Annotated in this window: 29 protein-coding genes and 1 pseudogene; 1 reads left to right on the forward strand and 29 read right to left on the reverse strand. The window is 38.3% G+C overall.

All coding sequences use genetic code 11. The features are described 5' to 3' along the window. Nucleotides 1-179: 179 nt before the first annotated feature. The 26 genes and pseudogenes from ACYVD3_RS22235 to ACYVD3_RS22360 all read right to left on the reverse strand — a co-directional run bounded on the left by ACYVD3_RS22235 (nt 180) and on the right by ACYVD3_RS22360 (nt 22,176). Complete coding sequence (locus ACYVD3_RS22235) at nt 180-695, reverse strand: hypothetical protein (protein ID WP_460644687.1); 516 nt, start codon at nt 693-695, stop codon at nt 180-182. A gap of 430 nt (nt 696-1,125) precedes the next feature. Beyond that, a complete protein-coding gene (locus tag ACYVD3_RS22240) occupies nt 1,126-1,887 on the reverse strand; it encodes a nucleotidyltransferase domain-containing protein (protein WP_460644688.1) in 762 nt (253 codons plus the stop codon). After that, on the reverse strand, nt 1,887-2,909 hold the full coding sequence (locus tag ACYVD3_RS22245) for a nucleotidyltransferase domain-containing protein (protein WP_460644689.1): 1,023 nt from the start codon (nt 2,907-2,909) through the stop codon (nt 1,887-1,889). The genes ACYVD3_RS22240 and ACYVD3_RS22245 overlap by 1 nt, the downstream gene beginning before the upstream one ends. 325 nt (nt 2,910-3,234) lie before the next feature. Further along, a complete protein-coding gene (locus ACYVD3_RS22250) occupies nt 3,235-4,446 on the reverse strand; it encodes an MFS transporter (protein WP_460644690.1) in 1,212 nt (403 codons plus the stop codon). 154 nt (nt 4,447-4,600) lie between these two features. Further along, nucleotides 4,601-5,092: a GNAT family N-acetyltransferase gene (locus tag ACYVD3_RS22255; RefSeq protein WP_460644691.1), complete on the reverse strand. Its 492-nt coding sequence runs from the start codon at nt 5,090-5,092 to the stop codon at nt 4,601-4,603. A gap of 38 nt (nt 5,093-5,130) precedes the next feature. Further along, complete coding sequence (locus tag ACYVD3_RS22260) at nt 5,131-5,496, reverse strand: hypothetical protein (protein ID WP_460644692.1); 366 nt, start codon at nt 5,494-5,496, stop codon at nt 5,131-5,133. Between the two features lie 20 nt (nt 5,497-5,516). Beyond that, nucleotides 5,517-5,819 carry a hypothetical protein gene (locus ACYVD3_RS22265; protein WP_460644693.1) on the reverse strand — a complete coding sequence of 101 codons (303 nt, stop codon included), beginning with the start codon at nt 5,817-5,819 and terminating at the stop codon, nt 5,517-5,519. A gap of 96 nt (nt 5,820-5,915) precedes the next feature. Then, complete coding sequence (locus ACYVD3_RS22270) at nt 5,916-6,734, reverse strand: alpha/beta fold hydrolase (protein ID WP_460644694.1); 819 nt, start codon at nt 6,732-6,734, stop codon at nt 5,916-5,918. Then, the gene (locus tag ACYVD3_RS22275) at nt 6,718-8,655 is read right to left on the reverse strand and encodes an ATP-dependent DNA helicase (protein ID WP_460644695.1); all 1,938 of its coding nucleotides are present in this window, start codon (nt 8,653-8,655) and stop codon (nt 6,718-6,720) included. Before ACYVD3_RS22275 ends, ACYVD3_RS22270 begins: the two co-directional genes overlap by 17 nt. A 747-nt stretch (nt 8,656-9,402) precedes the next feature. After that, nucleotides 9,403-10,320: a Fic family protein gene (locus tag ACYVD3_RS22280; RefSeq protein WP_460644696.1), complete on the reverse strand. Its 918-nt coding sequence runs from the start codon at nt 10,318-10,320 to the stop codon at nt 9,403-9,405. A gap of 411 nt (nt 10,321-10,731) precedes the next feature. Further along, nucleotides 10,732-11,124: a DUF1801 domain-containing protein gene (locus ACYVD3_RS22285; RefSeq protein WP_460644697.1), complete on the reverse strand. Its 393-nt coding sequence runs from the start codon at nt 11,122-11,124 to the stop codon at nt 10,732-10,734. A 53-nt stretch (nt 11,125-11,177) separates the two neighbouring features. Next, nucleotides 11,178-11,498, reverse strand: a complete 321-nt coding sequence (locus tag ACYVD3_RS22290; RefSeq protein WP_460644698.1) for a DUF6881 domain-containing protein — start codon at nt 11,496-11,498, stop codon at nt 11,178-11,180. A gap of 31 nt (nt 11,499-11,529) precedes the next feature. Continuing rightward, complete coding sequence (locus ACYVD3_RS22295) at nt 11,530-11,724, reverse strand: hypothetical protein (protein WP_460644699.1); 195 nt, start codon at nt 11,722-11,724, stop codon at nt 11,530-11,532. Nucleotides 11,725-11,810: 86 nt separating this feature from the next. After that, nucleotides 11,811-12,155, reverse strand: coding sequence for a hypothetical protein (locus tag ACYVD3_RS22300; RefSeq protein ID WP_460644700.1), 345 nt, complete (start codon nt 12,153-12,155; stop codon nt 11,811-11,813). A 269-nt stretch (nt 12,156-12,424) separates the two neighbouring features. Then, nucleotides 12,425-12,730, reverse strand: a complete 306-nt coding sequence (locus ACYVD3_RS22305) for a hypothetical protein (protein ID WP_460644701.1) — start codon at nt 12,728-12,730, stop codon at nt 12,425-12,427. A 508-nt stretch (nt 12,731-13,238) separates the two neighbouring features. Beyond that, nucleotides 13,239-14,987: a hypothetical protein gene (locus ACYVD3_RS22310; RefSeq protein WP_460644702.1), complete on the reverse strand. Its 1,749-nt coding sequence runs from the start codon at nt 14,985-14,987 to the stop codon at nt 13,239-13,241. Nucleotides 14,988-15,273: 286 nt separating this feature from the next. After that, nucleotides 15,274-15,831, reverse strand: coding sequence for a hypothetical protein (locus ACYVD3_RS22315; RefSeq protein ID WP_460644703.1), 558 nt, complete (start codon nt 15,829-15,831; stop codon nt 15,274-15,276). A gap of 205 nt (nt 15,832-16,036) precedes the next feature. Continuing rightward, the gene (locus tag ACYVD3_RS22320; RefSeq protein ID WP_460644704.1) at nt 16,037-16,786 is read right to left on the reverse strand and encodes a GNAT family N-acetyltransferase; all 750 of its coding nucleotides are present in this window, start codon (nt 16,784-16,786) and stop codon (nt 16,037-16,039) included. A gap of 43 nt (nt 16,787-16,829) precedes the next feature. Beyond that, nucleotides 16,830-17,249, reverse strand: a complete 420-nt coding sequence (locus ACYVD3_RS22325) for a GNAT family N-acetyltransferase (RefSeq protein WP_460644705.1) — start codon at nt 17,247-17,249, stop codon at nt 16,830-16,832. Between the two features lie 408 nt (nt 17,250-17,657). After that, nucleotides 17,658-18,376: pseudogene (locus tag ACYVD3_RS22330) on the reverse strand (transposase); the annotation flags it as partial. A 143-nt stretch (nt 18,377-18,519) separates the two neighbouring features. Further along, on the reverse strand, nt 18,520-19,515 hold the full coding sequence (locus ACYVD3_RS22335) for an alpha/beta hydrolase (protein WP_460644720.1): 996 nt from the start codon (nt 19,513-19,515) through the stop codon (nt 18,520-18,522). Between the two features lie 30 nt (nt 19,516-19,545). Next, a complete protein-coding gene (locus tag ACYVD3_RS22340; RefSeq protein WP_460644706.1) occupies nt 19,546-20,382 on the reverse strand; it encodes an SDR family oxidoreductase in 837 nt (278 codons plus the stop codon). A gap of 3 nt (nt 20,383-20,385) precedes the next feature. Continuing rightward, a complete protein-coding gene (locus ACYVD3_RS22345) occupies nt 20,386-20,922 on the reverse strand; it encodes a flavodoxin family protein (protein ID WP_460644707.1) in 537 nt (178 codons plus the stop codon). Further along, on the reverse strand, nt 20,919-21,248 hold the full coding sequence (locus tag ACYVD3_RS22350) for a carboxymuconolactone decarboxylase family protein (protein ID WP_460644708.1): 330 nt from the start codon (nt 21,246-21,248) through the stop codon (nt 20,919-20,921). The genes ACYVD3_RS22345 and ACYVD3_RS22350 overlap by 4 nt, the downstream gene beginning before the upstream one ends. A gap of 2 nt (nt 21,249-21,250) precedes the next feature. Beyond that, nucleotides 21,251-21,670, reverse strand: coding sequence for a cupin domain-containing protein (locus ACYVD3_RS22355; protein ID WP_460644709.1), 420 nt, complete (start codon nt 21,668-21,670; stop codon nt 21,251-21,253). After that, nucleotides 21,667-22,176: a flavodoxin gene (locus tag ACYVD3_RS22360; protein WP_460644710.1), complete on the reverse strand. Its 510-nt coding sequence runs from the start codon at nt 22,174-22,176 to the stop codon at nt 21,667-21,669. Before ACYVD3_RS22360 ends, ACYVD3_RS22355 begins: the two co-directional genes overlap by 4 nt. 118 nt (nt 22,177-22,294) lie before the next feature. Between ACYVD3_RS22360 and ACYVD3_RS22365 the strand changes: the two genes are divergently transcribed. Continuing rightward, on the forward strand, nt 22,295-23,191 hold the full coding sequence (locus ACYVD3_RS22365; RefSeq protein ID WP_460644711.1) for a LysR family transcriptional regulator: 897 nt from the start codon (nt 22,295-22,297) through the stop codon (nt 23,189-23,191). 477 nt (nt 23,192-23,668) lie between these two features. Here the strand turns inward: ACYVD3_RS22365 and ACYVD3_RS22370 are convergent, their stop codons facing one another. Genes ACYVD3_RS22370 through ACYVD3_RS22380 form a run of 3 tightly spaced genes read right to left on the reverse strand, consistent with a single transcriptional unit; the run spans nt 23,669 to nt 24,548 of the window. Further along, the gene (locus tag ACYVD3_RS22370; RefSeq protein WP_460644712.1) at nt 23,669-23,806 is read right to left on the reverse strand and encodes a cysteine-rich KTR domain-containing protein; all 138 of its coding nucleotides are present in this window, start codon (nt 23,804-23,806) and stop codon (nt 23,669-23,671) included. Between the two features lie 45 nt (nt 23,807-23,851). Beyond that, entirely contained in the window at nt 23,852-24,058 is a 207-nt protein-coding gene (locus ACYVD3_RS22375) for a helix-turn-helix domain-containing protein (RefSeq protein WP_024295818.1), read from the reverse strand. 10 nt (nt 24,059-24,068) lie between these two features. Next, nucleotides 24,069-24,548, reverse strand: a complete 480-nt coding sequence (locus tag ACYVD3_RS22380; protein WP_460644713.1) for a DUF2975 domain-containing protein — start codon at nt 24,546-24,548, stop codon at nt 24,069-24,071. Between the last annotated feature and the right edge of the window lie 118 nt (nt 24,549-24,666).

The raw sequence follows: 24,666 nt of genomic DNA on the forward strand, positions 1-24,666 counted from the left end.
AGAAAAAGGCGATATGCTCCCAATGAAAGTAGCATATCACCTTAGCGTAATATTATTTGTGATGCGGTTAGCACTTTTAGTGAAAAGAAACATCCATTAATTCATACAGATCGAGGTTGCTTCGAAATTCTGCATACGCTCATACACATGATAAAAATCGGGTGGAAGAAGATTCCTGCTTATTTTTTTATATTTCGCTTTTTCTCTTGTATTAAAAAAAATGGAATGATAAGTCCTGCGCCGATTAAAAATAATGAAAAAAATAGAAGTCCCAAAGTATTTGCTTTGTAGTCCTCACGTACCAGTTCTACATAAGATGCGTCTAAGCCAAAATATTTAACTGCTTCCTGATCTGGTTTAAGAACCTTTCCTATCACGTTATATTGGTTGGTGCTTGCTCTTGTAATTTGGTACATGTGGTTTTTATGTATAAATATGATAACCTTATCCCCATCAAGGAGGCCCTGATAAAAATAATAAGATGGTGTTCCATCGGAATCATTAAGTGTAAAACCTGTATCTTCTATATCCGTTATAAACTGTACAATGGTTCCCGTTTTCAGTTCTGTTACATCATTCAAATACAAAGGTTCTGAAAAATTCATCCAAAACTTTGTTAACACCAAGTATACAAGTATGACTATTCCCAATCCACTAATTGCTATGAATTTTATAATTCCTCTGACAGTATCCATTGATTCACCTCCTAATCGTTTAATCTAGATGGATTAAACCGTTCATGCGCTGCTGGATATCCACATATTCCGCTGCTAAAATCATAGCCAGCTTTTGAGCCTCATCAATATCATTTTTGTCTTCCTCATTCTCTTCCCCCTATTTTAGACAAAACTTCAATTTTTAATTGTATTTTTGCATCAATTGTATCCCCTTGCGTTTCATAAGCAAACTCTCCTTTTCATCAATTTGGTTTTACAAATGCATGCCAGCGTCCAGTATACATTATATATATAACAACAAAAAACTGGAAAAATCTGTATGAATAAGCCATTTGATGTACTGAAATGTCACTCTTAGGCACGTCCTATTCCAATTGCGGAAGTGGCTTGGATCCATGGGAAAGCCGGAGTTCACCCTCCATCGCCAAAGCAGAAAGGAGGAATTCCCTTATCCCAAAATCTTTAGAAAAATATCATTTAGACTTTTCCATTCACGCTTTCTGTCATCTGGAATACCTTCTACATAGGTTTTTTGCTTTCCTATTTCGTTGATAATAAAATCCCGGATAATAGGAATCTGTACACCTTTTTCTCTTTCGTCGCTCCTTTTTTTGATTTCCAGCAACTCGTCAATTCCATTACGCAGTTCTGCCGGCATATCCATTTTCATAAGATCCTCAAATAATACTGGCGGCGGACATTGGTATTCCTGTATGTATTTTCCTGCAAGCAACGGCCTTAAGGCATAAAAATACTTTTTATATTTTACCGACTCTTCCTGTAAATACTGGCTATACGTACTATTTGCAGTTCCATAATAATGATATGCTGCCACTTTCACAGAAAAGTGGGTTTTTGCCTCATCATATATCTGTTTCCATAATTCTGTCGTCTTATATACAATCGGGGATTTGCTCCATTCAAATAAAGTCGCATTTCCCCTGTAAAACTGTTTTAATGCTTTCTTTAAATCCCAGCCATTAATATCCAGCACTTCATCAAGCTGCCATTCTATAACATCCCTTGGTTCATTGAGTTTAAGATAATCTTCTTTTCTCCTGACATAAATAAACCGAACATCATAATCACTATCCGGTGAAGCAAATCCCCACGCACGGCTCCCTGATTCCACTGCATGCAGAACAATCACATTTTCATTTTTTTCAATTTCTAATAATTTTTGCTCAATTTCTTTTGTAATATCACACATTAATAATCCCCCTCTATTACTCTTTTGTTAATATACTCGACAAACGCTTCTACTTTTTCCATATCTGGATTATCTGGTAAAACACTTACTTGAACCGCCTTTTTAAGCCGTCCCTCATAATCTGCAAGTATATCATAAAATTCTCTGTCGAATGTCCCATCTTCTCGTTGAAACCCACCATTTCTTATCTTCATAAGCAAATCCAAGTCATTATTCCGATTCGTATTAATTTCACCTTTTTCCAAAATATCTATCGCCATCATAAACAATCGGATTAAATGCATGGCGTGCTTGTTCAAATGATTATCATCCTTTTTCTTATTACGTTTTCCTATCTTATCATAATCTCTCACAACATTATGCATGACAGACCACATATTTTCATAATCACGGAGCGGTAAATGTTTGTAAGCTGCATCCACAAAAATTTCCGTATCCAATTCCGGGTTTTCAGCCTTTTCTATATAAAGATGTATACTTCCTCTATCGAAACTGGCATAACGTCTCTGAAAATCCTCCAATGCATTTTTGACCGAATTTAAAATATGTCTCTCCTTTTCCGTCTGCGGCATGGAATCCCTGGCTATCGCATTTTGAAGGCGCCTCAACTGCGCACCGGCATATCCTCCAAAGGATTTTGCTGCTCTTTTGGAGAGAAAAATCCCCTTATTATTAAGAAGTTCCTGACCCAATTTCGTCTTTATCAGATACTGCTCTTCGTCCAGTCCAAGGATTTCACAAGTGTTTGGATTACACTCAAGCAGCAACTTTACTATTTTATTAAATGAATAAATCACTGTATCCGTTTTTCCATCCTCATACTGCTCAAATTCAGTTAAGCCAATAAGGTCAGAGGGCATATTTAAGGTAATGCCTCGAAAATCAATATCACTATCCGCGTTATTTGTACCATAAGCATAACTTCCACCCAAACCAAGAAGGATAATTCTATTCCCTAACCTTTCATGTTCTCTAAGGAAATTATATTCACTTGTATTCATTAGCTTTTTGAAATCTTTCATTTTCTCTCCCCTAGTATTCCGTTTCAGTCATTATTTCTCTAATTCTAATTAATCACTAAAAGGTACACCTCCACTTTCCCCCGTTTCGTCCACGGTAACATATTTTAGCTTAAGAAAAAACACATTCTATCCATTCACCAAAAATTCTGAAAGTCCTTGATTTACCCTCTTTCCGGCTTAGCAGGCAAATGGTTACTGTACGGATATTGACGGATCTGCAGCAGAGTTCCCTTCTCCCGTGTAACTTTTGGGAATAAGTGGTACATTTTTAACGATTAACCGGAGAAAATCCACCGCTGTGATATAGCCATTTGAAATGTTTATACTATTGTTTACCTATTTCAATCAGCGAACGTGCCCGGAGCAACGCAAGGCCGCCGATGAATATCACCATGCCGCATACAATCAACAGCCACTCAATTCGCACTACATCACCCAAGGGTCCGAACACAACCATTCCCAGCGGCATTGCCAACCCACTGAACATCATCATCACGCTGAATACCCGCCCCATTTTCTCCGGCTCGATTTTACTCTGGAGCAGCGTCATACTCGGCGTGCTGAACAACGGTATTGTAACGCCGCAAGTGAGCATTACGCCTAAATATACCCAAAAATCCGGCACTACACCGAGCAGAAAACCTGTCAAACCAAATAGAGCGCAAGCCATAACAATAGTGTGCGCCTTATTTTTGAAACCGCCCCACACAGAAATCAATATTCCTCCTATAACCGCGCCAGCCGAAAATGCAATTTCAATCACAGTCAGTCTCCAAACATCATCGCCGAATGTACGGGCTGCCTGAAGTGGAGTAAGCAAAGCGGAGGGCGATGCGAAAAAGTTGAAAAACGCACTGTAAATGATAATAAGTTTCAGCCACGCCTTGGAGTTTATATACCGCAGCCCCTCGCGCAGTTCGTGAAAGTATGCCTTTACACCATGCTTTACTTCCACTGTGCGCGGAACACCGGACACCGTAACAAATATCAAAACTATGCTTATGCCTATCGCCGCAGTCACCACATCAATGAAGAAAATGTACTCAATCGGTAAGAACGACAGCAATGCACCCGCTGCCATGGGTGCGACAAACATATTCAGCGACTGGATTGAGCTTTGTATGCCATTGAATCGTTGTAAACTCTCCGTCGGCACGATTTGAGGTATCATAGCGGATACAGCGGGCTGCTGTATACCTTGTCCAAATGCCCGGGCAACTACAACTATGAACATAAGCCAGATATTTTTGTTGCCAGAGATGTACACGGCCGCCAAGCCGAGGGTTATCAGCGCGATGCACGCATCGGATATTACGATAAGGTATTTGCGATTGTGCCTGTCTGCCCATACGCCCGCAAACGGCGAAATCAGCGTCATTGGCAACAGCGCTGCGCAGGTGAACAGCGTCATAATCACACCCGATTTGGTTTCAAGTGTGATTTGCCAAGTTATGGCGTGTTGCACGAGCATCGAGCCGAACATTGACACGAACTGCCCAATGATATATAATGTTGCATTACGTTTCCAGTTAGTCATTTCAGACCTTACCTCCATTGACAGTCAAGTATCCCTATTTTTTCTTCCCGCTATACCAATTCAACAAATTCCCTGGCTTTTGTCAAAACGTTTAATTTCAAATTTACAAAATCCAGATAATACTTATTTGAATACCTTAGGTGGTAAATGCCGCTTATATGCAATAGATATAACGCATTTCTATTAAATCTTCACCGCCTATTTCAATAGTCATTTTGTCTGAAGTGGGAGCAAAACCGTTTTTCTCATAAAAGGCCCTTGCTCTTAAATTATCTTCTAAAACCCATAAATAAATCCGGTGATATCCCATAATAACAAGTTCCGAAATCACCATATCTAACAATGGCTTTCCATAACATTTTCCCAAGTATTCCGGCAAAAGATAAATCGAAATAATTTCTCCCCACCCATCCATTGCTTCATCTCTTGCAGGGCCTATAGAAGAAGTTCCTATGTATACGCCATCTTCAATAAGAACAAAAGAATCCCATGGACTATTAGGTAATTTTTCAGACCATCGGGTCTCAGATAATTTATCCAAATATTGCTGCTGAACAATACCTTTATATGCTGACTTCCAACTCAACGCATAAATAGAAGCTATAGCATTAAAATTATCTGTCGGCCTTGTCTTTCTTATTTCCATTACTGTTTCCCTTCTATACTCCTTAAAATCAACACGTCTTACCTGTTTTCCATTACATAATCATGATAACATTTCTTCTGTTCTTCACTCATTCCTCCCCTAATCGTATAACTCATTCCCCTTGAAAACATGTCCTTTGTCTGTTCAAAGACTACATATGGACAAATCAGGTACTTAAGCTTGGAAAGCTGCCCTAATACTTTATAGGGATTCTGCGAAGCTCCTTTCAGGCGCTGGAAAAAACCCGACTTAACCTGGCTGCACTCCGATAGGGTCAGGCTATTCAATTGATTAAAGTCCGCCAGAAAGTCCAGATTACTACAGGATATGTCCGAAATATTTAATTCCTTTAGCTTCTTTAACTCTTTTATTATCTCATAATCCAGCCCTACGCACCCGGACACATCTAAACCAGTAAGTTTCTTTAAATTCCTTGTGCTTCAATAAACTGGTTCATCGACAGCTTTTGTTCATTTCCAGTATATATGCTTCTTTTTTTCTCATTCCTAACATTATCCCTAAACTCATTGTAATCTTCAAAACCAAGGCGCTTTATGAATTTAGAAAGTGTGGACTTGGAAATGTGGCATTTTGCTGCGACCTGGTCAATCGGCATAAACTCAACCTCGTATATCATATCCAGCAAACTTTTCGCGATATGGGCATCTGTTGAACCAAACTCACAGTCATTCAGTAAATTTAACAAACGATAAGCAACAATATACATCCATCACCCTCCCATACCTCAGTATAATTCTCTAAAATTTTCAGGTTTCATCGGGTTCCCTTTCTCAAACTAATAAAATATAACATTACCTTAAAATCAAGAAAAGAAGTTAAATAGAATAGATTCAAATACTTCAGGGTATTCCAAATTTGCCAGATGTGATGCATTTTTGATTACGATCTTTTTAGATGAATTTATTTCTTTACGGATAAGATCTGCAATATTCTGAAAATCTTCCACATCATTGTCACCAATCACTACAAGAACCGGTATTTTAATATTTCTTAGTTTTAAGATAATATCATCTTCTTCAATTTCTATACTTTCGGTATCCGGTTCCCCCTTCATCAATGATTTCATTTGCATATCCATTACTAAATCTCTAATATCTTGTTTTACATCATCCGTATGTCTGTTTCGTAAAATCCAAGTATTGTAGTTCAATACTGCAATTTTTTCAAACTCTTCCACTTGTAACAATTTATCTTCTTCTTCATAATAATCGAGTAGATATTGAGAATCATCCCAGCCACTGACTGCTGGTGCCATCAAAACCATTCCCTGACACTTGTCCTGATTTGATAATACAAAGTCAAGTGCAATTTTTCCTCCAAAGGATGCAGCAATAATATAGGTTTTTTCAACGTTTAAATATTCCAATACTCCATTTAAAATATCATTGTAAGAATACTCTCCTCCTGTAAAATCACTTAATCCATACCCCGGGAGGTCTATTCTGATGGTCTTGAAATATTTAGACATAGTAATGAATTCCCTATCCCACATACGTCGATCTGCAATACCTGCATGTATAAAAAGCAAGCTTTCGCCTTTTCCTTCGGTTTCAAAATAAATATCCGCACCTTTGGCATTAAAGATTCCTTTATCCTTACTTACATTACATTTTAAATTCATTAATTTTAGCTCCTAAAGGCAGAGCGCCCATAACAACCTCTTCCCACTGGGTACCGAGTACAGAATCCAGAATCGCAATGGTACCTCTATCGTCTTCTGCGCGGATTAACCTTCCGCATCCCTGTTTTAGTTTGAGCCCCATTTCAGGGTAGTCTACTGTGGTGAGTGGATCTAATCCCTGTACCACTGCATTTTTTCTCTGGGCTTCAATGAGAGGATCCAATGCCGGAAAAGGTAACTGCCAAACAACCAGCAGGTTTAATGCGTCACCTGGTACATCAATTCCCTCCCAGAAATTTGCACCAATAAGTACTGAAGTCTCTTCCCCTTTAAACTTCCTCAAAAGATAACCTCTTTCGCCTTTATCTTCCCATAAAATCTCAAAAGGTAATTGATACCCTTTTAACCCTTTTCTGATATTTTCAACTTCTTTCAACGTATTAACAACAACAAGGGCCCGCCCTCTATTTTTCTTCAACAAAGACACTAATTTTTCAATACGATGTGAAATCTTACCACTGATTTTCATTTCCGCCTGAGGCAAATAGACAGTAACCCGGTTTTCTATATCAAAAGGGCTTCCTACACTGGATTTAGATGGTTTTTCTAATCCCAGCATTCGTATTAAATAATCAAAGTCCCCCTGACTACTTAGGGTAGCAGAAGTAAATACCACTGGAAATCCCTTTTGAAATAGATGTAGATTTAGCAATTCACTTAAATTCCCAGGTATCACCCATAAACTACCATCCTTTTTATCAACCCAGGATATTATATTGATTCCTCTATTTTTACACAATGCATGAAGTCCACCAATAGTTTTTTCTATCTTTCCTTCACAGGCTTGTATCATAGTTGTTGATAAAGATTCCATATACAACTCTTGTTCAATTTGCAGCTCAAGAAGAAGGTTATTCAGTGACTTGTCAAAGGTCTTCGCTGACTTTAACAAGAGATCATTTATGTTTATAGATAAACGTTTTTCACTTTGGGCTGATATCAGAGATTGGCTTAAATTATGAAAAAATTCGTTGCAAGATTCTTCCAGTGAGGCTATCGCTAACTCCTGGGAATACCTGCTCCCTTGTATTTCTTTTAATGAGTCAATCATATTTTGAACTTCTTCCTGACTTATCTGATAACCTGCCTGCATCATCGCCGGAAGCATGATCTTATGTCCTTCATCAAAAATAACTGCTGAATAACCTGGAAGTATTGGCAATTTACCATCTTCTAAGCGTTCTTTTCTTGTCCACAAGTCATGAAAAAAAGTCTCATGATCTACAATAATCAAATCGCAAGTCGTCTTGTAAGATTCCCGTGCCTTCGTAAGCTTGCAGAATCCATGCTCCAGACATGTCTCACAAGGCATAGACTCATCCCAGCCAATCCTTTTCCACACAGAATCCGGTAAGGTTGGCATTTCAGATCGTTCACCTAATTTTGTTTGATTTATCCATTCCAAAACTTCGTCGGACTTTTCACCTAATTGACCAATAGTTTCATTGGCTTTTACACTACAGACATACTGACGGGGATCTTTTGCCATACGAGCATCGATATGCATTCCAAGTACTTTTGAAAGGGTTTTAATATCTCCTTTTTCTCCAGCAAGCTGTTCCTGAAGTGCTGTAGAAGCACATGCGATCACAACAGGCTTTTTACTAAAACGGGCATAAGGAATTGCAGATAGTAAATAGGCAAAAGTCTTACCTGTACCAAGTCCTGCTTCTGCCAAGTGAACTTTTTCATTACAAAAAGCATCTGCAATTTGAAATGCTGTAAAAATTTGTTCATCCCGGATTTTATATCCGTATTCGGGAAGGATATCATATAAAACATCACCTATCCAATCAACTAATTTCTCGTGAAATTCTTCTCCATCTTTATAATCAAAGGGGGCTTTAAGCCTTGTAAACATAGTTCTTATTCTCCTCTATAGGTTTCTCTATCCAATTTTATTCCTGTAAATGTTAAATTTTCCATAATTAATTTATCCAGGAAACGATTTCTATTAATCTCCAGAAATGTTATTCTATCAGACAGTAAACAAAAAAGCAAATTTTACTTTACAGAGAAAGGTTGTTCTATGATATCAGTTGAAAACTTATTCTACTCTTTTCCAGAGAAGGAACGATATAATAAAATATCATTTACATTAAAGGATCATCAGCATTGTGCTTTTATAGGTACAAGCGGTACGGGGAAAATACATTGATCAACCTCATCCTGCATCCTGACAAGTATCTATACGATGGAAAATTGGAAATAAACCCAAATTTTAGATTTGGGTTTATTAGTCAATTCCTGGAGTTAGGAAAAAACAGGATATAACAGCCTTTGAATATCTCGCTCTGCCAAACTTAACGCCTCTGATATTTGATGAATATAAGGGCTATTACTACAACCCTTTACAAGTTTAGTCGCATTAGGTAACGGAATAGTATTTTTCCTGTTTATAATATTATAGACCTTCAATCCATTTGATAATGAATGAATACCTCATTATTACTTAAGAAATCATAACCAAAGGTACTGCCGAGGGTATTATCAATGATATGTTTTTCTAAGTTAATCAAATGTAGTATCTTATTGTCTGATTTGTATTTATAGAACAAGAGATATTTGCCATCTTCGCTTTGCCTCATACCTATCGGTGCGTCTCAAGCTAGTAATCCAAATAGCTTAAGACATTACTCAATTGTTCTTCCAGATAATTTGCAATCATTTCTGTCATTGCATATGATGAACCGTCACGATAATAACTGTCAAAGGCTTCATAATACCTTTTGCGATCAGTAAATTTCACATTAATTGGCGGGTAACTGTTCTGCATCAAAAATAAGTTCAGAAGCAACCGACCAGTACGCCCATTACCATCCACAAAAGGATGAATCCCCTCAAACTTCAGGTGAAAAAGTGCTGCATTCTCAATTGGATGCAGTTTTTTATTACTTAATTCCTTAATAAGATTTTCCATCAATTCTGGAACCATTACGGGTTCTTGCGGCACATGAAAAGCCCCCATAATAAGTACCGGAATCCTACGGTAAACGCCTCTATCCTCTGGTCTATCCATTAATACCAATGTATGAATTTGTTTGATAATATACTCCGAAAAAGGTATCTTATCTTTTACCAAATCTTGTATATATATAAATGCATCTCTGTGTCCAACTGCTTCCAGATGATCTTTTAATGGTTTCTTATCAATTGTAATACCTTCTAAAACCATAGCAGTTTCTTGAAGAGTGAGAGTATTCCCTTCAATTGCATTTGAATTATATGTGTATTCAACTAAGAATTCTTCCCGCAATCGTTTAACTTCACCTTGTGTGAAGGGACGGCGCTGATTTAATTCACTTTTCAAGGAATCAACCTGAGCAAATATTGAAGCAAACTGACTCGGTATTTGCTTATGCCTATTTTGGCGCCCATCAACAGGCTTTACAGCATTCACAGGAATCTGATACGAACGGCCTTTTTTTACAATTCCAGGAATTTTTCCTTGATCGCAAAGTACTCTAACTCGACGATCAGATATTCCCCAATTTTCAGCGGCTTGTTGTACGCTAATATATTCCAAATAATAGCACCTCCTTGTACTGTTCCAATAACCTTATTATAGACAATATTCGGAATATTGACAAGCTATTTTCAAAAAATACGAATGTTAATATTCCGTTTTTTTCTATTGATACAATTATTATTGCAGTTCAACGGAAAAATCAATAAAATTGCAACTAAACCTCATCGCTTCTACACTCTACTTCAGTTTCATCTAAAATACCACCTGTAGCACTCCAACTTCTGTAACTTTGATATAGTCAAGTACACGAATTTAAAAAACAGTATTGGTGGTAATAGTGCTTTATATCCATAAGAGCCGCCGTCTGCGATACTAAACTTCGCTGGAATGCCGCCTATTAATAATATCAATGCTATCGCATGATCCGTTTCTTCATTAGCCCCTCCCGCTAAATTGATACTTATTTGTTCAGTGTTTTTTCAAATGATAAGTCAATGCCATTTCGATACACAAAGCAAGTTCATTCGTTTGTATTTCTTTGTTTGGGTCTATTACGATAGCCCGATTTTTGGAAAACTCTAAATTACTATGGAACAATATTCTAAAACTATCCACCAAGCTGGTTTGGCAATGAAAAAATATCCCGATTTTATCCTCGCCAAATCTATCTAAACGTATCGGGGAGCCCGCTTTTGTTTTTACGGTTGAATAGGTTGGCTGGCCCCATTTAAGACTTTCCTCAAGCTCACCGACTTCGGGGATTTGGCTTGCCACACTGTAAATCAACTCCCTTATTTGCAACAGGGGTTCTCTGTACTCAACAGGATAGTTCATAAACACGTTTTCTACACTGGCATTCATAGTATTTCCTCCTTCAACTACATTCCGATTTTCCTAACTGATAAGCTGCAATTTTAGCCTTTATTAAAATACAAAGAACCAAAATAAATTCGTGTATGCCAAATTTTACTAAATTCAAATTCTGTTGTTGAACAGGCCTGAAATTCTTCACCATATTCACCTGAATTAATTTCTTCCACAGTACAAACTGGATGTTCTGTTACAAAACCCCATGCTTTATCCTCAATATTCTCAGTATGACCATCTGAATAAATATCAATTAATCTTATTGCATATCTATCTTCTTTCAAATCCACTTCATAGATGATTATCACTGGTTCGCCTGCCTCTTTTTCAGATGTATGACGCCAATATAATTTGACATATTCTTTCATATGTACGATTCCTCATCCATTTCTAATTTGACTATTTTATAAGGATACCATAATTACCAATCTCAGAAGGCACTTTTCCGTCAAAACATTGGTTGTTGAAATCGGTTGCCGTATCCGCTGATATAATTGCAAAGGGATGAATCATTAACTTTTCCCGATTAAGTACATGTGCCAGATTATAGCATCCACCATCTCCTTCAAAACTTGTCTGGATTGCATCTGCCAACCCCTGTTTCCTCATGTAACTGTTTCATTTTAAGAAATAAGTCTTTGCTTAACATAATGATACCTGCTCAATCAGTTTTAATATTCCTACAAACATATATCCTTGCCATCCCATTGAATTCTGACTGCATTTTTCTCATAAATTGCCCACTTTATTATCTCTGAAACAAGCTTTGGTGTTACAGTTCCTGCGGAAGGCACTGGGTAAAGGTAACGTGCCCAGCATCCATCAGAATCATAGTTCTGAAAGAATTCCCCTTTACTAATCACATAAGAAACCTTTCTATCAAGGGGATGGGACAGGATGAGCTTTTTATCCTCTGAAATCACATGAAGAACATAACATGGAAAATCATCATCCTCTTTCACATACCAAACATAATTAACCCCATCACATATGATTTTTCTTCCTTTTAGTGTTCTAACTGCCATTTTTTACTGCCTTCCAATTTTCCTTTTTAATTACTCAAACAGCTTCGTAATCTTTAGCCATTTCGGATAAAAACTTCATTTCTCTTCCCTCATAACAATATCGCCAATAAATATTTCCTCTATCGTAATACCAGCCAATAATAATCCTACATTATCGCCCTTCATTGCATATGGTATATATCCAAAGATTTCAATTCCTTTTATTCTTGACGTGGCAATTCGCTTGCCAGACCGCATGATTACTACATCATCTTCTCTGTGGATTCCTATTACAAAGTCATATATTGAATAAATTCTTCATTTTCCTTCACAATATCTTCTATTTCATGGTAGCTGATATTCGCTCGAAAAAACATTTCATCTGCATTCACACTACCTGCTTCAAAGTCCACCCAGTATATATCATTGCTCTCATATAAAGAGATTCGCCCCAAACCATTTTCAGAATGTAATTCAATATGGTATTGATGGGCATAATCGCTTTGATACACTTTATCAATAAATATGGTATTTTGTTCCCATACAGGTATCTGATTTTTATACCACTGTTCAAATAACTGGAATCTTCGATTCACGGCTTCCTCCATACTTTAGATACATAAGATTCTCCCGTCATACCCTTCAGTTTATTATCATGTATTTTGGGAAACTTCATCTATACCATACCTCCCTCTCTTAAGACCCCTCAGGCACATTTATTATCCAACTTCCAATACTTCTTTGGATAAATCTAAAAAGTTGTATCCCAGTTTTCCTCCTATCACATCATAATCTGAATTGATTTGTGTTATTATGATATTTCAAAAAACTGTTAGGATATCCTCCTCCAATATAGCACTTTTACTGTCATAACAATAGTAATATCGTTTGAAATATCTTTTCTGCAGTTAAACTTCTTCTTTTATTTTGACTGCAGATAAATAATAAGTTTTTATTCCTTCTATTGGCCTCTAATGTTTCTAAAGAACACGAGCAAATTATATAATCCGTTCCATTTTGTCCCAAATCTTCTATTTATAAGGAAGGCAGTCTTTTACTCTTTGCTGCATCGCCTGGCTTCCATTCAAAGCCATCAACATCTAATTATTTGATTTCAAAAAACTGTATTTTTTCTTCGCCATCATTTATTTTGTATGTAAGAAAAAGTTCCGGCTTATGCTTGGGCACTAGAAAACCAATATACCCCTTTGTTTTCCCTCCCACATATACACCTTCCAGACCTTCTTTCATAGAGAAACCATAAAAGGCGGACTCATCTACCCGCGAGCCATATCCATCAAATAAATAGAAAGACCCGGAAGAAAAATCAATTGGATTATTTCCTTCCGTCTCAATTACTTCCACCTCCACTTCCAGCACAATCAATTCCATATTTTCCGGAACATCTGAAGAAGAACTGCTTAATGTATAGTATTCTTCAGCCACTTTTCCCCGCCAGCCATTTAAGATGCACAAGCTGGCTGAAAATGGCAAATCATAAAGGGAGTCATATTTCGATTTATAGGAAATTTGTTTTCTTTCTCCCATTGCTACAGGATGATATAGGCTTCCAATTTCCTGAGATTCATCATATGCAAACTCATCTTGCCGGTAAACAGACTGATAAGACTCTTTTCCATCCTCCAGCTTAGAATCTTCAGAAATCAGAAAAAACAACTTATCAGATGAATTATTATAAACTAACTTAGGTGCTGCATCAGATGTATCTATCAAATATACCAGCCAAAAATTTTGACTCCCATGATCCAACATCAATTTGGGGTTTTCATAATTTAAGCGGATACAATCCTGACTGGAATATTCTTTCCCCGTCTGGCTATGAATCAAAGAAAAATTGTATCTGCTTATCACGAACACTCCATTTTTGTTCTTCTCCTCTGATAGGTCAATTATATTGGCCTTCATATGAACTGCCAAAAATTCTTTTCCTTCTGGTAGTTCTTTTCCTTCTTTCCAATCGTATAGATTTTGCTTCGCGACATATTCTTTTGCGTATTTTCCCCGCATAAAATCCATAACTTGAAACTCTAACAGACATTTTTCATAACGGTCAGAAACAACTCCCCACTCACTTACCGGAAGTGGTGAGTTTAAGCTTCCAGCATATTTTTCCCTCAACAACTTAGCCTTATTTTCTTCCTCTTCCTGGATCTTTATATTCTTATCCATCTCCCGGTAATACGTTCGCTCTTTCTCTTTTTTAGGATCGATCCAATCTTCTGCTATAATTCTGTCCTCACCCAGTTCTTTGTCAGGAATAACTGTCTTGAACCAGATACCCCCGTTTACTTTACTCTCAAATACAATCAGTGGATTTTCATCCGTTTTATCCACCAGATAAAATAAATGTCCTGTTTGATTTCCACCTTCGTATAAATCCGTAAATAGCAGATCTTCCATATCTATATATTGTCTGGTTGAAAAATATGTATATGTCTGTCCACTTTCCGATACCAGTTTAAACATCGTAATATCGTCCCAGCTAAGAGCAACCGGCTGATCCCCTTCTGTTTCCAACACATGAAAGTTAAACCTGGCTACAATCATTTCCTTATTGTCCCCGACTAATTCTTCATAGCTGTCTGCATAAGGAGTCTTCCCCAGTTCATATATCTCTTTTGCTTTATCACCTCTGCATACATCTTTCATGGTAATTTCCGCACGATAATGTTTGGTTTTATCATCTATCTCCATTCCATCGTATACGCCTATTTCTTCAATGGTATATGGGGCTTTACGATTTCCCCTTTCGTCTGCTGTTTTCCGCGTTGTTTTCACACTACATCCAACTAAGAGGATGGAAAACAATAATAGAAACATCATCTTTTTCATAAGTATTTTCTCCAATTATTTTATTAGCAATTTAATGTTTACATGGGGACTCTTGACATATTATTGGACTTCATTCTATATCGTAATCAAGGAGTGAAAGCCAGACTATGACTTTTACCCTTCAATCTTATCATAGAAACTGAATTTATAGAAAAACTTTACACTCTCCTTGACAAATCCTTTTATTCACAGTTTCTTAACTTACTAATGGCCACAAATATCAATTATAGATTGAGTAGCATCTCACATTTCCATCAGAATATAAAACTGTATCCCATTTTTCTTCCTATCGCATCATAATCAGATTTCCATTTAAATCAATCTCATAATAAGTTCCATTCCAATCATTAAGCTTTATTATATTATCTGCCAGCTCAAAAGGACACTCTCCATTTTGACTCACAAAAATATCCTCACCAGAAAAGGTCCATACCTTTTCAAACTGTTCATTTAACCGAATAATCTCTATTTCCCCATAAATGATGTAGTAATTGGATTTCTGGTAGATTCCGAAATTACATCCAAGTGTATCCAGAACGGTATGTTGAATTAAGCTATTGGTTGATAAATCAATTTGAGATATCATATTATTTTGAAGAACCGTTAAGATATCCTCTTCCAGTATAGCACATTCGCTGTCATAACCGTAGAAATCGCCTATTAAAGCCATTGTTTTTGTTTGTTCATTCATTACCACATCAATACAAAATGTCTTTGAAAAATCATTATGTTTCCTATTGGCAGGGTTAAATACTAAATCGTATGGTTTGTTATCGGCAGAGTCAACTGTATATGTTGGGTCGATTGTTATATTAATGAAATATTTATCGTTTTCTAAATACATATCCTGTCCTCACATTTATTTAATACCTTGTGGCAAAAGACCAAATTAAAACGTTTAGGCATTACCCCATCTATGAAATTTCCATGCCATAATAAAACATCACTCTTAAGTAAGTCTTATCTTTGTATTATATGGATAACAAGCATTCGATCTACTGTTTAAAATACGGTCCTAATAATCAATGGGAAAAGCTGAAATTGTATTTTTATTTTTTGAGTATTCTCTTTAAGCAGGCGACATCTAACAAATTCACTGTCTCAAAATTTCCTTTATAAAACACACCCCAGTTATTGAAAACACAAGGCAATTCCTTTGCTTTTTGTAGCGTATCCACTTGAATTAAAGATACAGGAACGTTATTCGTTTCACAATACTGTTTTATCATCTCAATGTTTTGATAGACATAGGGGCATTGCATATCATAATAAATTGTTAGCTCTTTGCTTTCAATTTCTTGGTTTTTAACATTTTGTGCGAACTTTGGCGTTGTTCCGTCAAAAGAAAGTGCAAGCAATTCATATCCATTATCGGTAGTATCAACAACCTCAAAGTCGAACTTCTTCGCAAATGATTGGTCAGAAAGGAAAGATTTTTGTTTTTTTGCTCCGAGCATACAAATACCGGATTTCCCCCTTTCTTTGGCATCAGCCAAACAATACTCCATCAGCGATTTCCCATACCCTTTTCCTTTGTAACTACCAGAAATCCATAAGCAATACAGATAATAATAGTTGTCACCAATTATGGGAACCCAAGCTGTTTCAAGAGGAGCATATTCAATAAAAACCGTAGCCTTTTCATTTAACTTTCTAAAGACATGACCTTCATTTAGCCGGTCTGAAAGCCATTGTCGCTTTGCTTCAATACCTTGATGGAGCTTTTTACTGCGGATAATGCAGCATAAATGCTCATTGACAAGGTTTTCTGTTGTTAAGTTCACAAAATCAGTATTCATATTCACCCTCGCTTTAAATTAACATCTATTGCTTATTATGCTGCTAAAAAATCTTTAACATAAACATTTCTTGGGGTTGTTCAAATGGTGTGTTATCTAAAAAAAGACTTCCTCTATCTTTGTATCCGAGCTTTCTATAGAAATGCTGGGCTCTTTCGTCAACTTGTGTTGATGTCATAATCATTTTATAGCCAAGCTCACACATTTCATGTTCCCAAAACAGCATCGCTTGTCTGCCAAAACCTCTGCCACGATAGGATTCATCCAGATAAATCATTGTAAGAAACGGTATAATGTCCAAAAACAGATTGTACCGCAAAACTCCTATAGATTTATCCTCATCGCTAATGATATATCCCCGCCTGTCTCGGATTTTTAACAGCAGCTCTTTTTCACTTATATGTTCATCATGCGTAAGCCAAAATTCTTTATCGGATTCTAAAGCATATCGAATTTCAAACAATTTAACCCCCCCTATCTTCATTAACCTGACTGCATATTATAGCCATAATCTTAAGTTCAATTTCAAACATATAAATTTACCCCTGGGGTAAAATAAGTTTCCGCAGACTACTGATCAAGTCAAAAAACACATGTCCACTCCTCTTCCACAATCCCGAAAACCTTTGATTTATGAAGCCTTTCGTTCCAGCAACATAACTGTTTCCATATTCCTTGTTGCTGCAATTCTGATAACCGTCAAGTCTGGTATTCCCTTGGTGTCAGGATATATTTTCAACAATTCCGGCGCTTCTCCTTTTTTTTTATAAAATAACTGTACTAATTATAACATGACAACTCTCATTTTTCGATGTCTAATTTAGTAAAGATAAAAGCTGCCAACAATAAAACCCTCAGTATACTGAAGGTTTCAGAGTGTAGACAAAGACGGTGTCAGGACACAAGTCCCAGCACCGTCTTTCTTTCAAAATAGATATTCTCATGGATTTTTGTTAATAAATGATGCACCGCCTGGTTAAACAATCCCAGTTTTTCTTTCATTTTTACCAGTTTCTTTAAATTCATGCTCGCAAATGTCAGCATAACTTTTAGTTCCATCCGGGCTTTCCCTATCATCTGTGTATATCGGAAGCCATGGGCTTCTTTTACAGTTCCAAACAGACGCTCTATGGTTTCTTTTCGCTGTGCATACAATTCTTTCATTCCCGATGTGTGACGTATGTATTGGCATTGCTCCATGTACGATTCCCATATGTGGCATGTTACCACTTTTACATGATCTTTGCTGCCTGTGCATTGGCTCAGATACGGACATTTCCCCCATGTTTCCCCAAAGGTTTTATATTCACGGTGTCCCTCTCGGTTCGTGGTGCGATATTCTAATACCTGATTAGCAGGACAAAGATAGCAGTCATAATATTCGTCATAGACATACTCGTGTTTCCGAAAATAGCCCTCTTTCGTCATCGGTCTCTTATACGGAAACAATGGCCGGATTTGATCATCAATCAACAGCTTTGCTATAGCCGGGGTCTTATATCCTGCATCTGCTATCAATGTCTTTATTCCTAACCTTTGAATCTTATCATAAAGACCTTTGAACGTCCGGCTGTCATGCTGGTTCCCAGGACTTGCGGTACAGTCTGCTGATTGTATGGGTGCGTTTCAACTTGATTTACCATAGGTCTGATTCTGGCAAAAGAAGCGATATCTGCCATGCAATCAGGATAGAAATTTGAAATGCCGATTGCACAAAGCTTTCCCCCCTCGTATTATTTCAAATTTGTCTTAAAGAATTCTTCCGTTTTATCAAACGGAATCGCAGCCTTGCTACCGCCATCGTACAAGTCTGTATGCACGATATCCGGAAGAATTAGCAATTCTTTGTTATCTGCATAAGGATTATCCTTTACCATATTAGAAAAAGCGTCTCTGCTGAAATAGCAAGAATGTGCCTTTTTTCCGTGAATGACCAGAACAGCACTGCGAATTTCGTTGCTGTACTGTAAAATCGGCATATTCAAAAAGGACATACCACCTGTAATATTCCATCCCTCGTTGGAGTTCAGGGAGCGCTCATGATAGCCACGCCGGGTCTTATAGTAATCATAATAATCATTTACAAAGAACGGTGCGTCATCAGGCAACGGGTCAACAACACCGCCGCCACGCACATAAACGCCATCTTTGTATTCCTTGGTTCTCTGTGTGTTTAGGGCTTTACGCTTTTCATAACGTGCGGCTTCGTTGTCCTCGGAATCAAAGTAACCGTTGGCATTTACTCGACTCATGTCATACATCGTTGACGTTACGGTTGCTTTAATTCGTGTATCTATTGCAGCAGCGTTCAGTGCAAGACCGCCCCAACCGCAGATACCTATAATGCCGATTTTTTCAGGGTCAACATTGTCCTGAATGGACAGAAAATCCACTACCGCCTGAAAATCCTCTGTGTTTATGTCCGGGGACGCCATATATCTTGGCTCGCCGCCGCTTTCGCCTGTGAATGACGGATCAAAAGCAACAGTCAGAAAGCCACGCTCCGCCATCGTCTGTGCATACACACCTGAGGACTGCTCCTTTACTGCGCCGAAAGGGCCGCATACAGCGATTGCAGATAATTTATTATCCTTTGCATCTTTTGGTTCATAAAGGTCTGCTGCAAGTGTAATTCCATAGCGATTATGGAATGTTACCTTACGATAATTTACCTTATCACTTTTAGGGAACACCTTATCCCATTCTTCTGTCATATTCAATTTTACCATCATACACTACCATCCTTACTCAAAATTGTCTTATTTCTTCTGTTTCAATTCTCCATAGTAAAAAGAAGCCGTTGCACCGCCGTCAATCAAAAATGTAGAACCAGTAATAAACGCGCCCTTGTCGCTCATCAAAAGTTCTGCAACATTTGCAACCTCATCAGCAGTTCCGGGACGTCCGGCAGGACATTTTGCAAACATATTCTTGTAGAAATCTCCTCTCGGTCCGTTGAACTCATCTATTGCCAAAGGAGTTACAATAATCCCCGGTGCTATGGCATTCAGCCTTGCACCTCGTTTTCCCCATTCCACCGCTTGCGCCATTACTCGCTTTTCATTACAGCGTTTTGCAAGCTGATATGCGTGAAGTGTATCTTTGATGTTTTCTTTTTGCAGAAGCTCAAGACCTAAAAGCTTTTCTGCAGGTGTGCAGGCAAGTTGTTCATCCTGCCCGGCAGTCAATGCAGGCATACGAAATCCCGATTGACTGGAAATCGTTACGCCAACGCCACCCTGGCAGATTATCTTTCCAACTTCCTCAAGAAGTACTGCTGTGCCGTATAAATCCACCTTTAGAATCGTTTCAATGGGAGCCTGACTTGGTGATACCCCTGCGGCATTGACAAGCATTTTGATATCGCCATATTTCTGTCCCTCTGCAATCATAGACAGTATAGATTCTCTTGAGGACAAATCCATTTGAACCGGAATAACATCAAAGCCAGCCTCATTCATGATCTTTGCGGTGGACTGTGCATTTTCAACGTTCTTATCACCGACAATAATTTTCATGCCACAGCCCATTCTGCGGGCAATAGCCATACCAATCTGCCCTGCACCTGCCCAAAGCATTACATTTTTAAAACCCATATTTTATACTGCCTTTCCCATCTCATACGCTTCATCATAAGCAGGGGCAGCCTTGATCTCGCCAATCTGCCATGCACCTGTCCCATAGATGATACCCGCTTCCTTTGCCCCATCAAGACAATCCTCCGTAAAGCCACGAAATGCTTCCATTGTACGCTCTAAATTGGCTTTTTCGGTATCTGCTGCGGTCATAATAAAATAAAAATCCTTATTGCTGATTTCTGTATATCTGGGCACAGTTCGATCAATCAAGGTTTTCATCTGTCCGTCCACGGAATAAAAATAAACAGGTGTAGCAAGCACCATAACATCTGCATTTACCATTTTATCAAGGATTCCCGCCATATCGTCCTTCTGAACACATTTGTGAGTATGATTGCACACACCGCATCCATGACAGTAACCGATATTTTTTGACGCAATAAATACCTTTTCCACATTGTGGCCGCTTTCTCTTGCCCCCTGTGCAAAGCGGTCGCACAGCATATCTGAATTGCCGTTTTTTCTCGGACTTGCCGATATGATCAGGACATTCTTCATTTTGCCGCCTCTTCCCATACCACTTTTGCCATACGAAAAGCCGCCCATGCCTTAGGCCAGCCTGCATAAAAAGCAGCATGGGTCAGGATTTCCACAATTTCTTCCTGCGTAATTCCGTGATTTTTTGCATTTTGCAAATGAAATTTCAAGGAATTATCCAAAATTCCACTTGCCATAAGTGCTGTAACCGTGACAATACTTCTATCCCTTGCTGATAATTGATCTTCTCTTGACCACACCTGCCCAAACAGGACATCATCATTCAGCTCTGCAAACTTCGGAGCAAATCCCCCAAGCTCATCCCTCCCTGCTGTTACCTTTGCCATTTTTACACCTCTTTCTCCAAATTTTCGTATTCGTTGTCCGAAACCGGCTCGCACCATTCTGTTTTACAGTTCTCTCCGGGCACTTCCATGGCCAAATGCTGAAACCATGAATCAGCCGAAGCTCCATGCCAATGCTTAACCCCCGCCGGAATATGAACCACATCTCCCGGTTTTAGCTTTCTCGGCTTCTGTTCCCACTCCTGATACCAGCCCTCGCCAGCAGTAACAAGCAGCATCTGACCACCACCATGATCAGCATGATGAACATGCCAGTTGTTACGGGACTTCGGCTCAAAGGTTACGTTGCCGATTACCACCTGTTCGGTGGAAAGCATATTCAAATAGCTCTGTCCGATAAAATACTTTGCAAACACATCATTTGTATTCCCAATGGGGAACACACTCATTTCTGTTGGTTTCATACTTTTGTCCACCTTTCAATCGCTTTTCTTGATTTTTCTACATTACTTCCGTGAATTGCAAGACCTTTAGCAACTTTAGCAGTCGGACACAACTGTTTTATGTCCTTTTCGCTTACTCCCATACCGCTGCCCTCATGAGTACAAAACGGCTTAATTGTTTTGCCACTGAAATCAAAATGCTCCAGAAACGCAAATACTGCCATGGGCATAGTACTCCAGTAATTCGGAAAGCCAAGATAAATGGTGCCGTACTCACTGAGGCTATCTGGATATGTCTTTAGTTCAGGGCGTACATCTCGTTTTTGATCGGACTGGGCCTCGGCGATGCACTCGTTATAACCTTTTGAATAGGGCTTTACCTGTTCGATTTTGAATATATCTGCATCCATAAACTCTTTGATGATAGACGCAGCAACTTCCGTATTTCCAACAGTAAGATATTTCAGTATGCCGCTCACATAGTTTTCATCCGCTCTTGAATAAAATGCTATCAATTTATTGGACATTTCCTGCACCTCTTTCTTTGTTCCTGCCTTTATTATAGAATGGAATCCCTTGACTGAGAATCTCCAATGTGTTAATGTAGTATAAATTATAAGTTTATACTTTTGTCGGAGGTATGACATGTATAATCCACTTTTAAATACATTTATTACTGTTGTCGATTGTGGCAGCTTTGCAAAAGCAGCCAAAGTTCTGTATATTTCCTCAACTGCTGTTATGAAGCAGATGAACTCTTTGGAAAGTCATCTTGATTTGAAGTTAATCCAACGCACTCCTGCCGGAATACATTTAACCGAAGCCGGAGCGGTCATATATCGTGACGCAAAATTTTTGATTGACTATTCCAAAAAATCTGTTTCAGCCGCAAAGGCTGCTTTACACGCAAATGACACAACCTTTTGTGTTGGTACCTCCTTACTGAACCCTGCGAAACCCTTTATGGATTTATGGTACCGTGTAAACAAAGAATTTCCCGAATACAAGCTGCACCTTGTCCCCTTTGAGGACAACCACGAGGGCATACTCTCGGAAATTGAAAAGTTAGGAGAAAAATTTGATTTTCTTATTGGCGTATGTGACTCACAGAAATGGCTTTCACGCAGTAATTTTCTGCCGCTTGGGCGATACAAAAAAATGATTGCGGTATCAAGAGAACACCGTCTTGCAGAAAAAAACTGCATAGATATAGAAGATTTGTACGGAGAAACGTTGATGATGGTACAGCTTGGGGATTCCGTCGTAAACGATTTCATCCGCAACGATTTGGAAAAGAACCACTGGGAAATCCATATTGAGGACACACCGCATTTTTACGATCTTTCTGTCTTTAACCGTTGTGCAGAAACAGGAAATGTCCTGCTTACTATTGAATGCTGGCAGGATGTTCACCCCGGACTGATTTCCATTCCAGTCAATTGGGATTACAGTATTCCCTATGGACTACTGTACAGTATGGAGGCACCGGAGGATGTACTGAGATTTGTTCAGGCAGCAAAAAATATCACTGAGAACACTTGATTGAAGATAGCAATAGCAATTATACAGTAATAGCCGGAGTATCATAATATGTACTCCGGCTATTAGATTCTTGTAGAAATTATGGGACAAGTGCTCCTACTCAATCATCCCGAAATGCTTCAAATCTCCCTGAATTCCTGCCTCTTTTTCCGGCGGGTATTGCGGTACTTTTGCATTTTCAGATTGGTCCGAAGTTTACCGTCATTGTCGGCTGACTAAATTATGCCGCCATTAGTCCATAGCGGCATGGTAGAAAACAAAGAAAAACTGATAATATACAACATGGCGGCAACCTCCTGTTTGCCGCCGTTTTATGTGCTTGCTCATCGACACAAACAACGGCTTTCGTAGTTAAAGTAATCAGCAATCGCATAGCATTGGTCGTTATCATAACAAAAGAGCCGATAATCGTGATTTCACTCACGGTCATCGGCTCTGCGTCTGTGCGCCTGGCTCTTTGATAACTGACATCTTCAGTTATTTCACCTCAATAAGAGTTTCCTGTTTACATTTAGGACAAAAAAGGGGAAAGTTTTTTGATTCCGTGTCGTTTCTTATCCGTATTCGCGTCTTATTCTTACAAACAGGACAAAGAAGCCATTTCTCTTTCTCCATAGGCTTTACCGCTCTACCGTGGCACGACAAACCGCATTTTTGCACTCAGCTATTCTTATATTCCAAAATATCGCCAGGCTGACACTCTAACACTCTGCAAATAGCTTCTAAAGTTGAAAATCGGATCGCTTTCGCTTTTCCATTTTTTAATATCGAAAGATTAGCCATTGTTATCCCAACGCCCTCTGAAAGTTCTGTAACACTCATTTTTCTTTTAGCCAGCATGACATCAACATTAACTACAATTGCCATATTCGTCACCTCATATTGTCAAATCGTTTTCCGATTTGACATCGATAGCGTCTTGTAAAAGTCGTTTCAATACGGAAGTAAAAACGGCAATTAAAAAAGCGCTACCTGAGATTAACAAGCCCAGTAACACAAACCCCGGCGTGTCATCGTCCAATTGCACCAGTGTATAAAAGAAAGGTAATCCTCCCACTGTAACAATAATAAAAACAACAATAGCGCAGCGTGTAATAATATCCAAAGACTTTACAGATAATTCCGAAAACGCACAACGGGTGTCAATATATTTCAACAATTTCATTGCTTGATGCAGCGCGATAAAATAGGGTATGGCCGCTGCGTATGTCCCAATAAACCCGATATATTCCATGTGATATGGATCAGGCCTGTTTTCAAAAAAAGCAATCCATGCAATAACACCACATATGGCAAGCATGACAACTCCAGCGAAAACAATAGCGCACCGAAGGATGATAGTCGAACAGCGTTTCATGAAAGCACCTCTCTCTTTTTGATTCACTTGATTATAAACAAATATTTATCGTTTGTCAATAAATATTTTCTGTAAATAGAAATATCGTCATTGTTTATTATTTTACTATACTTAAATT

It is taken from the genome of Lacrimispora brassicae, assembly GCF_054772055.1.

Excerpts from the sequence above, each read along its gene's own strand:
- ACYVD3_RS22300 (WP_460644700.1), bottom strand. The coding sequence starts at position 12,155 with ATGGCAGTTAGAACACTAAAAGGAAGAAAAATCATATGTGATGGGGTT.
- ACYVD3_RS22355 (WP_460644709.1), bottom strand. The coding sequence starts at position 21,670 with ATGAAACCAACAGAAATGAGTGTGTTCCCCATTGGGAATACAAATGAT.
- ACYVD3_RS22270 (WP_460644694.1), bottom strand. The coding sequence starts at position 6,734 with ATGAATTTAAAATGTAATGTAAGTAAGGATAAAGGAATCTTTAATGCC.
- ACYVD3_RS22335 (WP_460644720.1), bottom strand. The coding sequence starts at position 19,515 with ATGGTAAAATTGAATATGACAGAAGAATGGGATAAGGTGTTCCCTAAA.
- ACYVD3_RS22235 (WP_460644687.1), bottom strand. The coding sequence starts at position 695 with ATGGATACTGTCAGAGGAATTATAAAATTCATAGCAATTAGTGGATTG.
- ACYVD3_RS22340 (WP_460644706.1), bottom strand. The coding sequence starts at position 20,382 with ATGGGTTTTAAAAATGTAATGCTTTGGGCAGGTGCAGGGCAGATTGGT.
- ACYVD3_RS22275 (WP_460644695.1), bottom strand. The coding sequence starts at position 8,655 with ATGTTTACAAGGCTTAAAGCCCCCTTTGATTATAAAGATGGAGAAGAA.
- ACYVD3_RS22350 (WP_460644708.1), bottom strand. The coding sequence starts at position 21,248 with ATGGCAAAGGTAACAGCAGGGAGGGATGAGCTTGGGGGATTTGCTCCG.
- ACYVD3_RS22315 (WP_460644703.1), bottom strand. The coding sequence starts at position 15,831 with ATGTATTTAGAAAACGATAAATATTTCATTAATATAACAATCGACCCA.
- ACYVD3_RS22370 (WP_460644712.1), bottom strand. The coding sequence starts at position 23,806 with ATGGAGAAAGAGAAATGGCTTCTTTGTCCTGTTTGTAAGAATAAGACG.
- ACYVD3_RS22375 (WP_024295818.1), bottom strand. The coding sequence starts at position 24,058 with ATGGCAATTGTAGTTAATGTTGATGTCATGCTGGCTAAAAGAAAAATG.
- ACYVD3_RS22360 (WP_460644710.1), bottom strand. The coding sequence starts at position 22,176 with ATGTCCAATAAATTGATAGCATTTTATTCAAGAGCGGATGAAAACTAT.
- ACYVD3_RS22320 (WP_460644704.1), bottom strand. The coding sequence starts at position 16,786 with ATGAATACTGATTTTGTGAACTTAACAACAGAAAACCTTGTCAATGAG.
- ACYVD3_RS22240 (WP_460644688.1), bottom strand. The coding sequence starts at position 1,887 with ATGTGTGATATTACAAAAGAAATTGAGCAAAAATTATTAGAAATTGAA.
- ACYVD3_RS22380 (WP_460644713.1), bottom strand. The coding sequence starts at position 24,548 with ATGAAACGCTGTTCGACTATCATCCTTCGGTGCGCTATTGTTTTCGCT.
- ACYVD3_RS22245 (WP_460644689.1), bottom strand. The coding sequence starts at position 2,909 with ATGAAAGATTTCAAAAAGCTAATGAATACAAGTGAATATAATTTCCTT.
- ACYVD3_RS22365 (WP_460644711.1), top strand. The coding sequence starts at position 22,295 with ATGTATAATCCACTTTTAAATACATTTATTACTGTTGTCGATTGTGGC.
- ACYVD3_RS22250 (WP_460644690.1), bottom strand. The coding sequence starts at position 4,446 with ATGACTAACTGGAAACGTAATGCAACATTATATATCATTGGGCAGTTC.
- ACYVD3_RS22265 (WP_460644693.1), bottom strand. The coding sequence starts at position 5,819 with ATGTATATTGTTGCTTATCGTTTGTTAAATTTACTGAATGACTGTGAG.
- ACYVD3_RS22345 (WP_460644707.1), bottom strand. The coding sequence starts at position 20,922 with ATGAAGAATGTCCTGATCATATCGGCAAGTCCGAGAAAAAACGGCAAT.
- ACYVD3_RS22290 (WP_460644698.1), bottom strand. The coding sequence starts at position 11,498 with ATGAAAGAATATGTCAAATTATATTGGCGTCATACATCTGAAAAAGAG.
- ACYVD3_RS22255 (WP_460644691.1), bottom strand. The coding sequence starts at position 5,092 with ATGGAAATAAGAAAGACAAGGCCGACAGATAATTTTAATGCTATAGCT.
- ACYVD3_RS22285 (WP_460644697.1), bottom strand. The coding sequence starts at position 11,124 with ATGAATGCCAGTGTAGAAAACGTGTTTATGAACTATCCTGTTGAGTAC.
- ACYVD3_RS22310 (WP_460644702.1), bottom strand. The coding sequence starts at position 14,987 with ATGAAAAAGATGATGTTTCTATTATTGTTTTCCATCCTCTTAGTTGGA.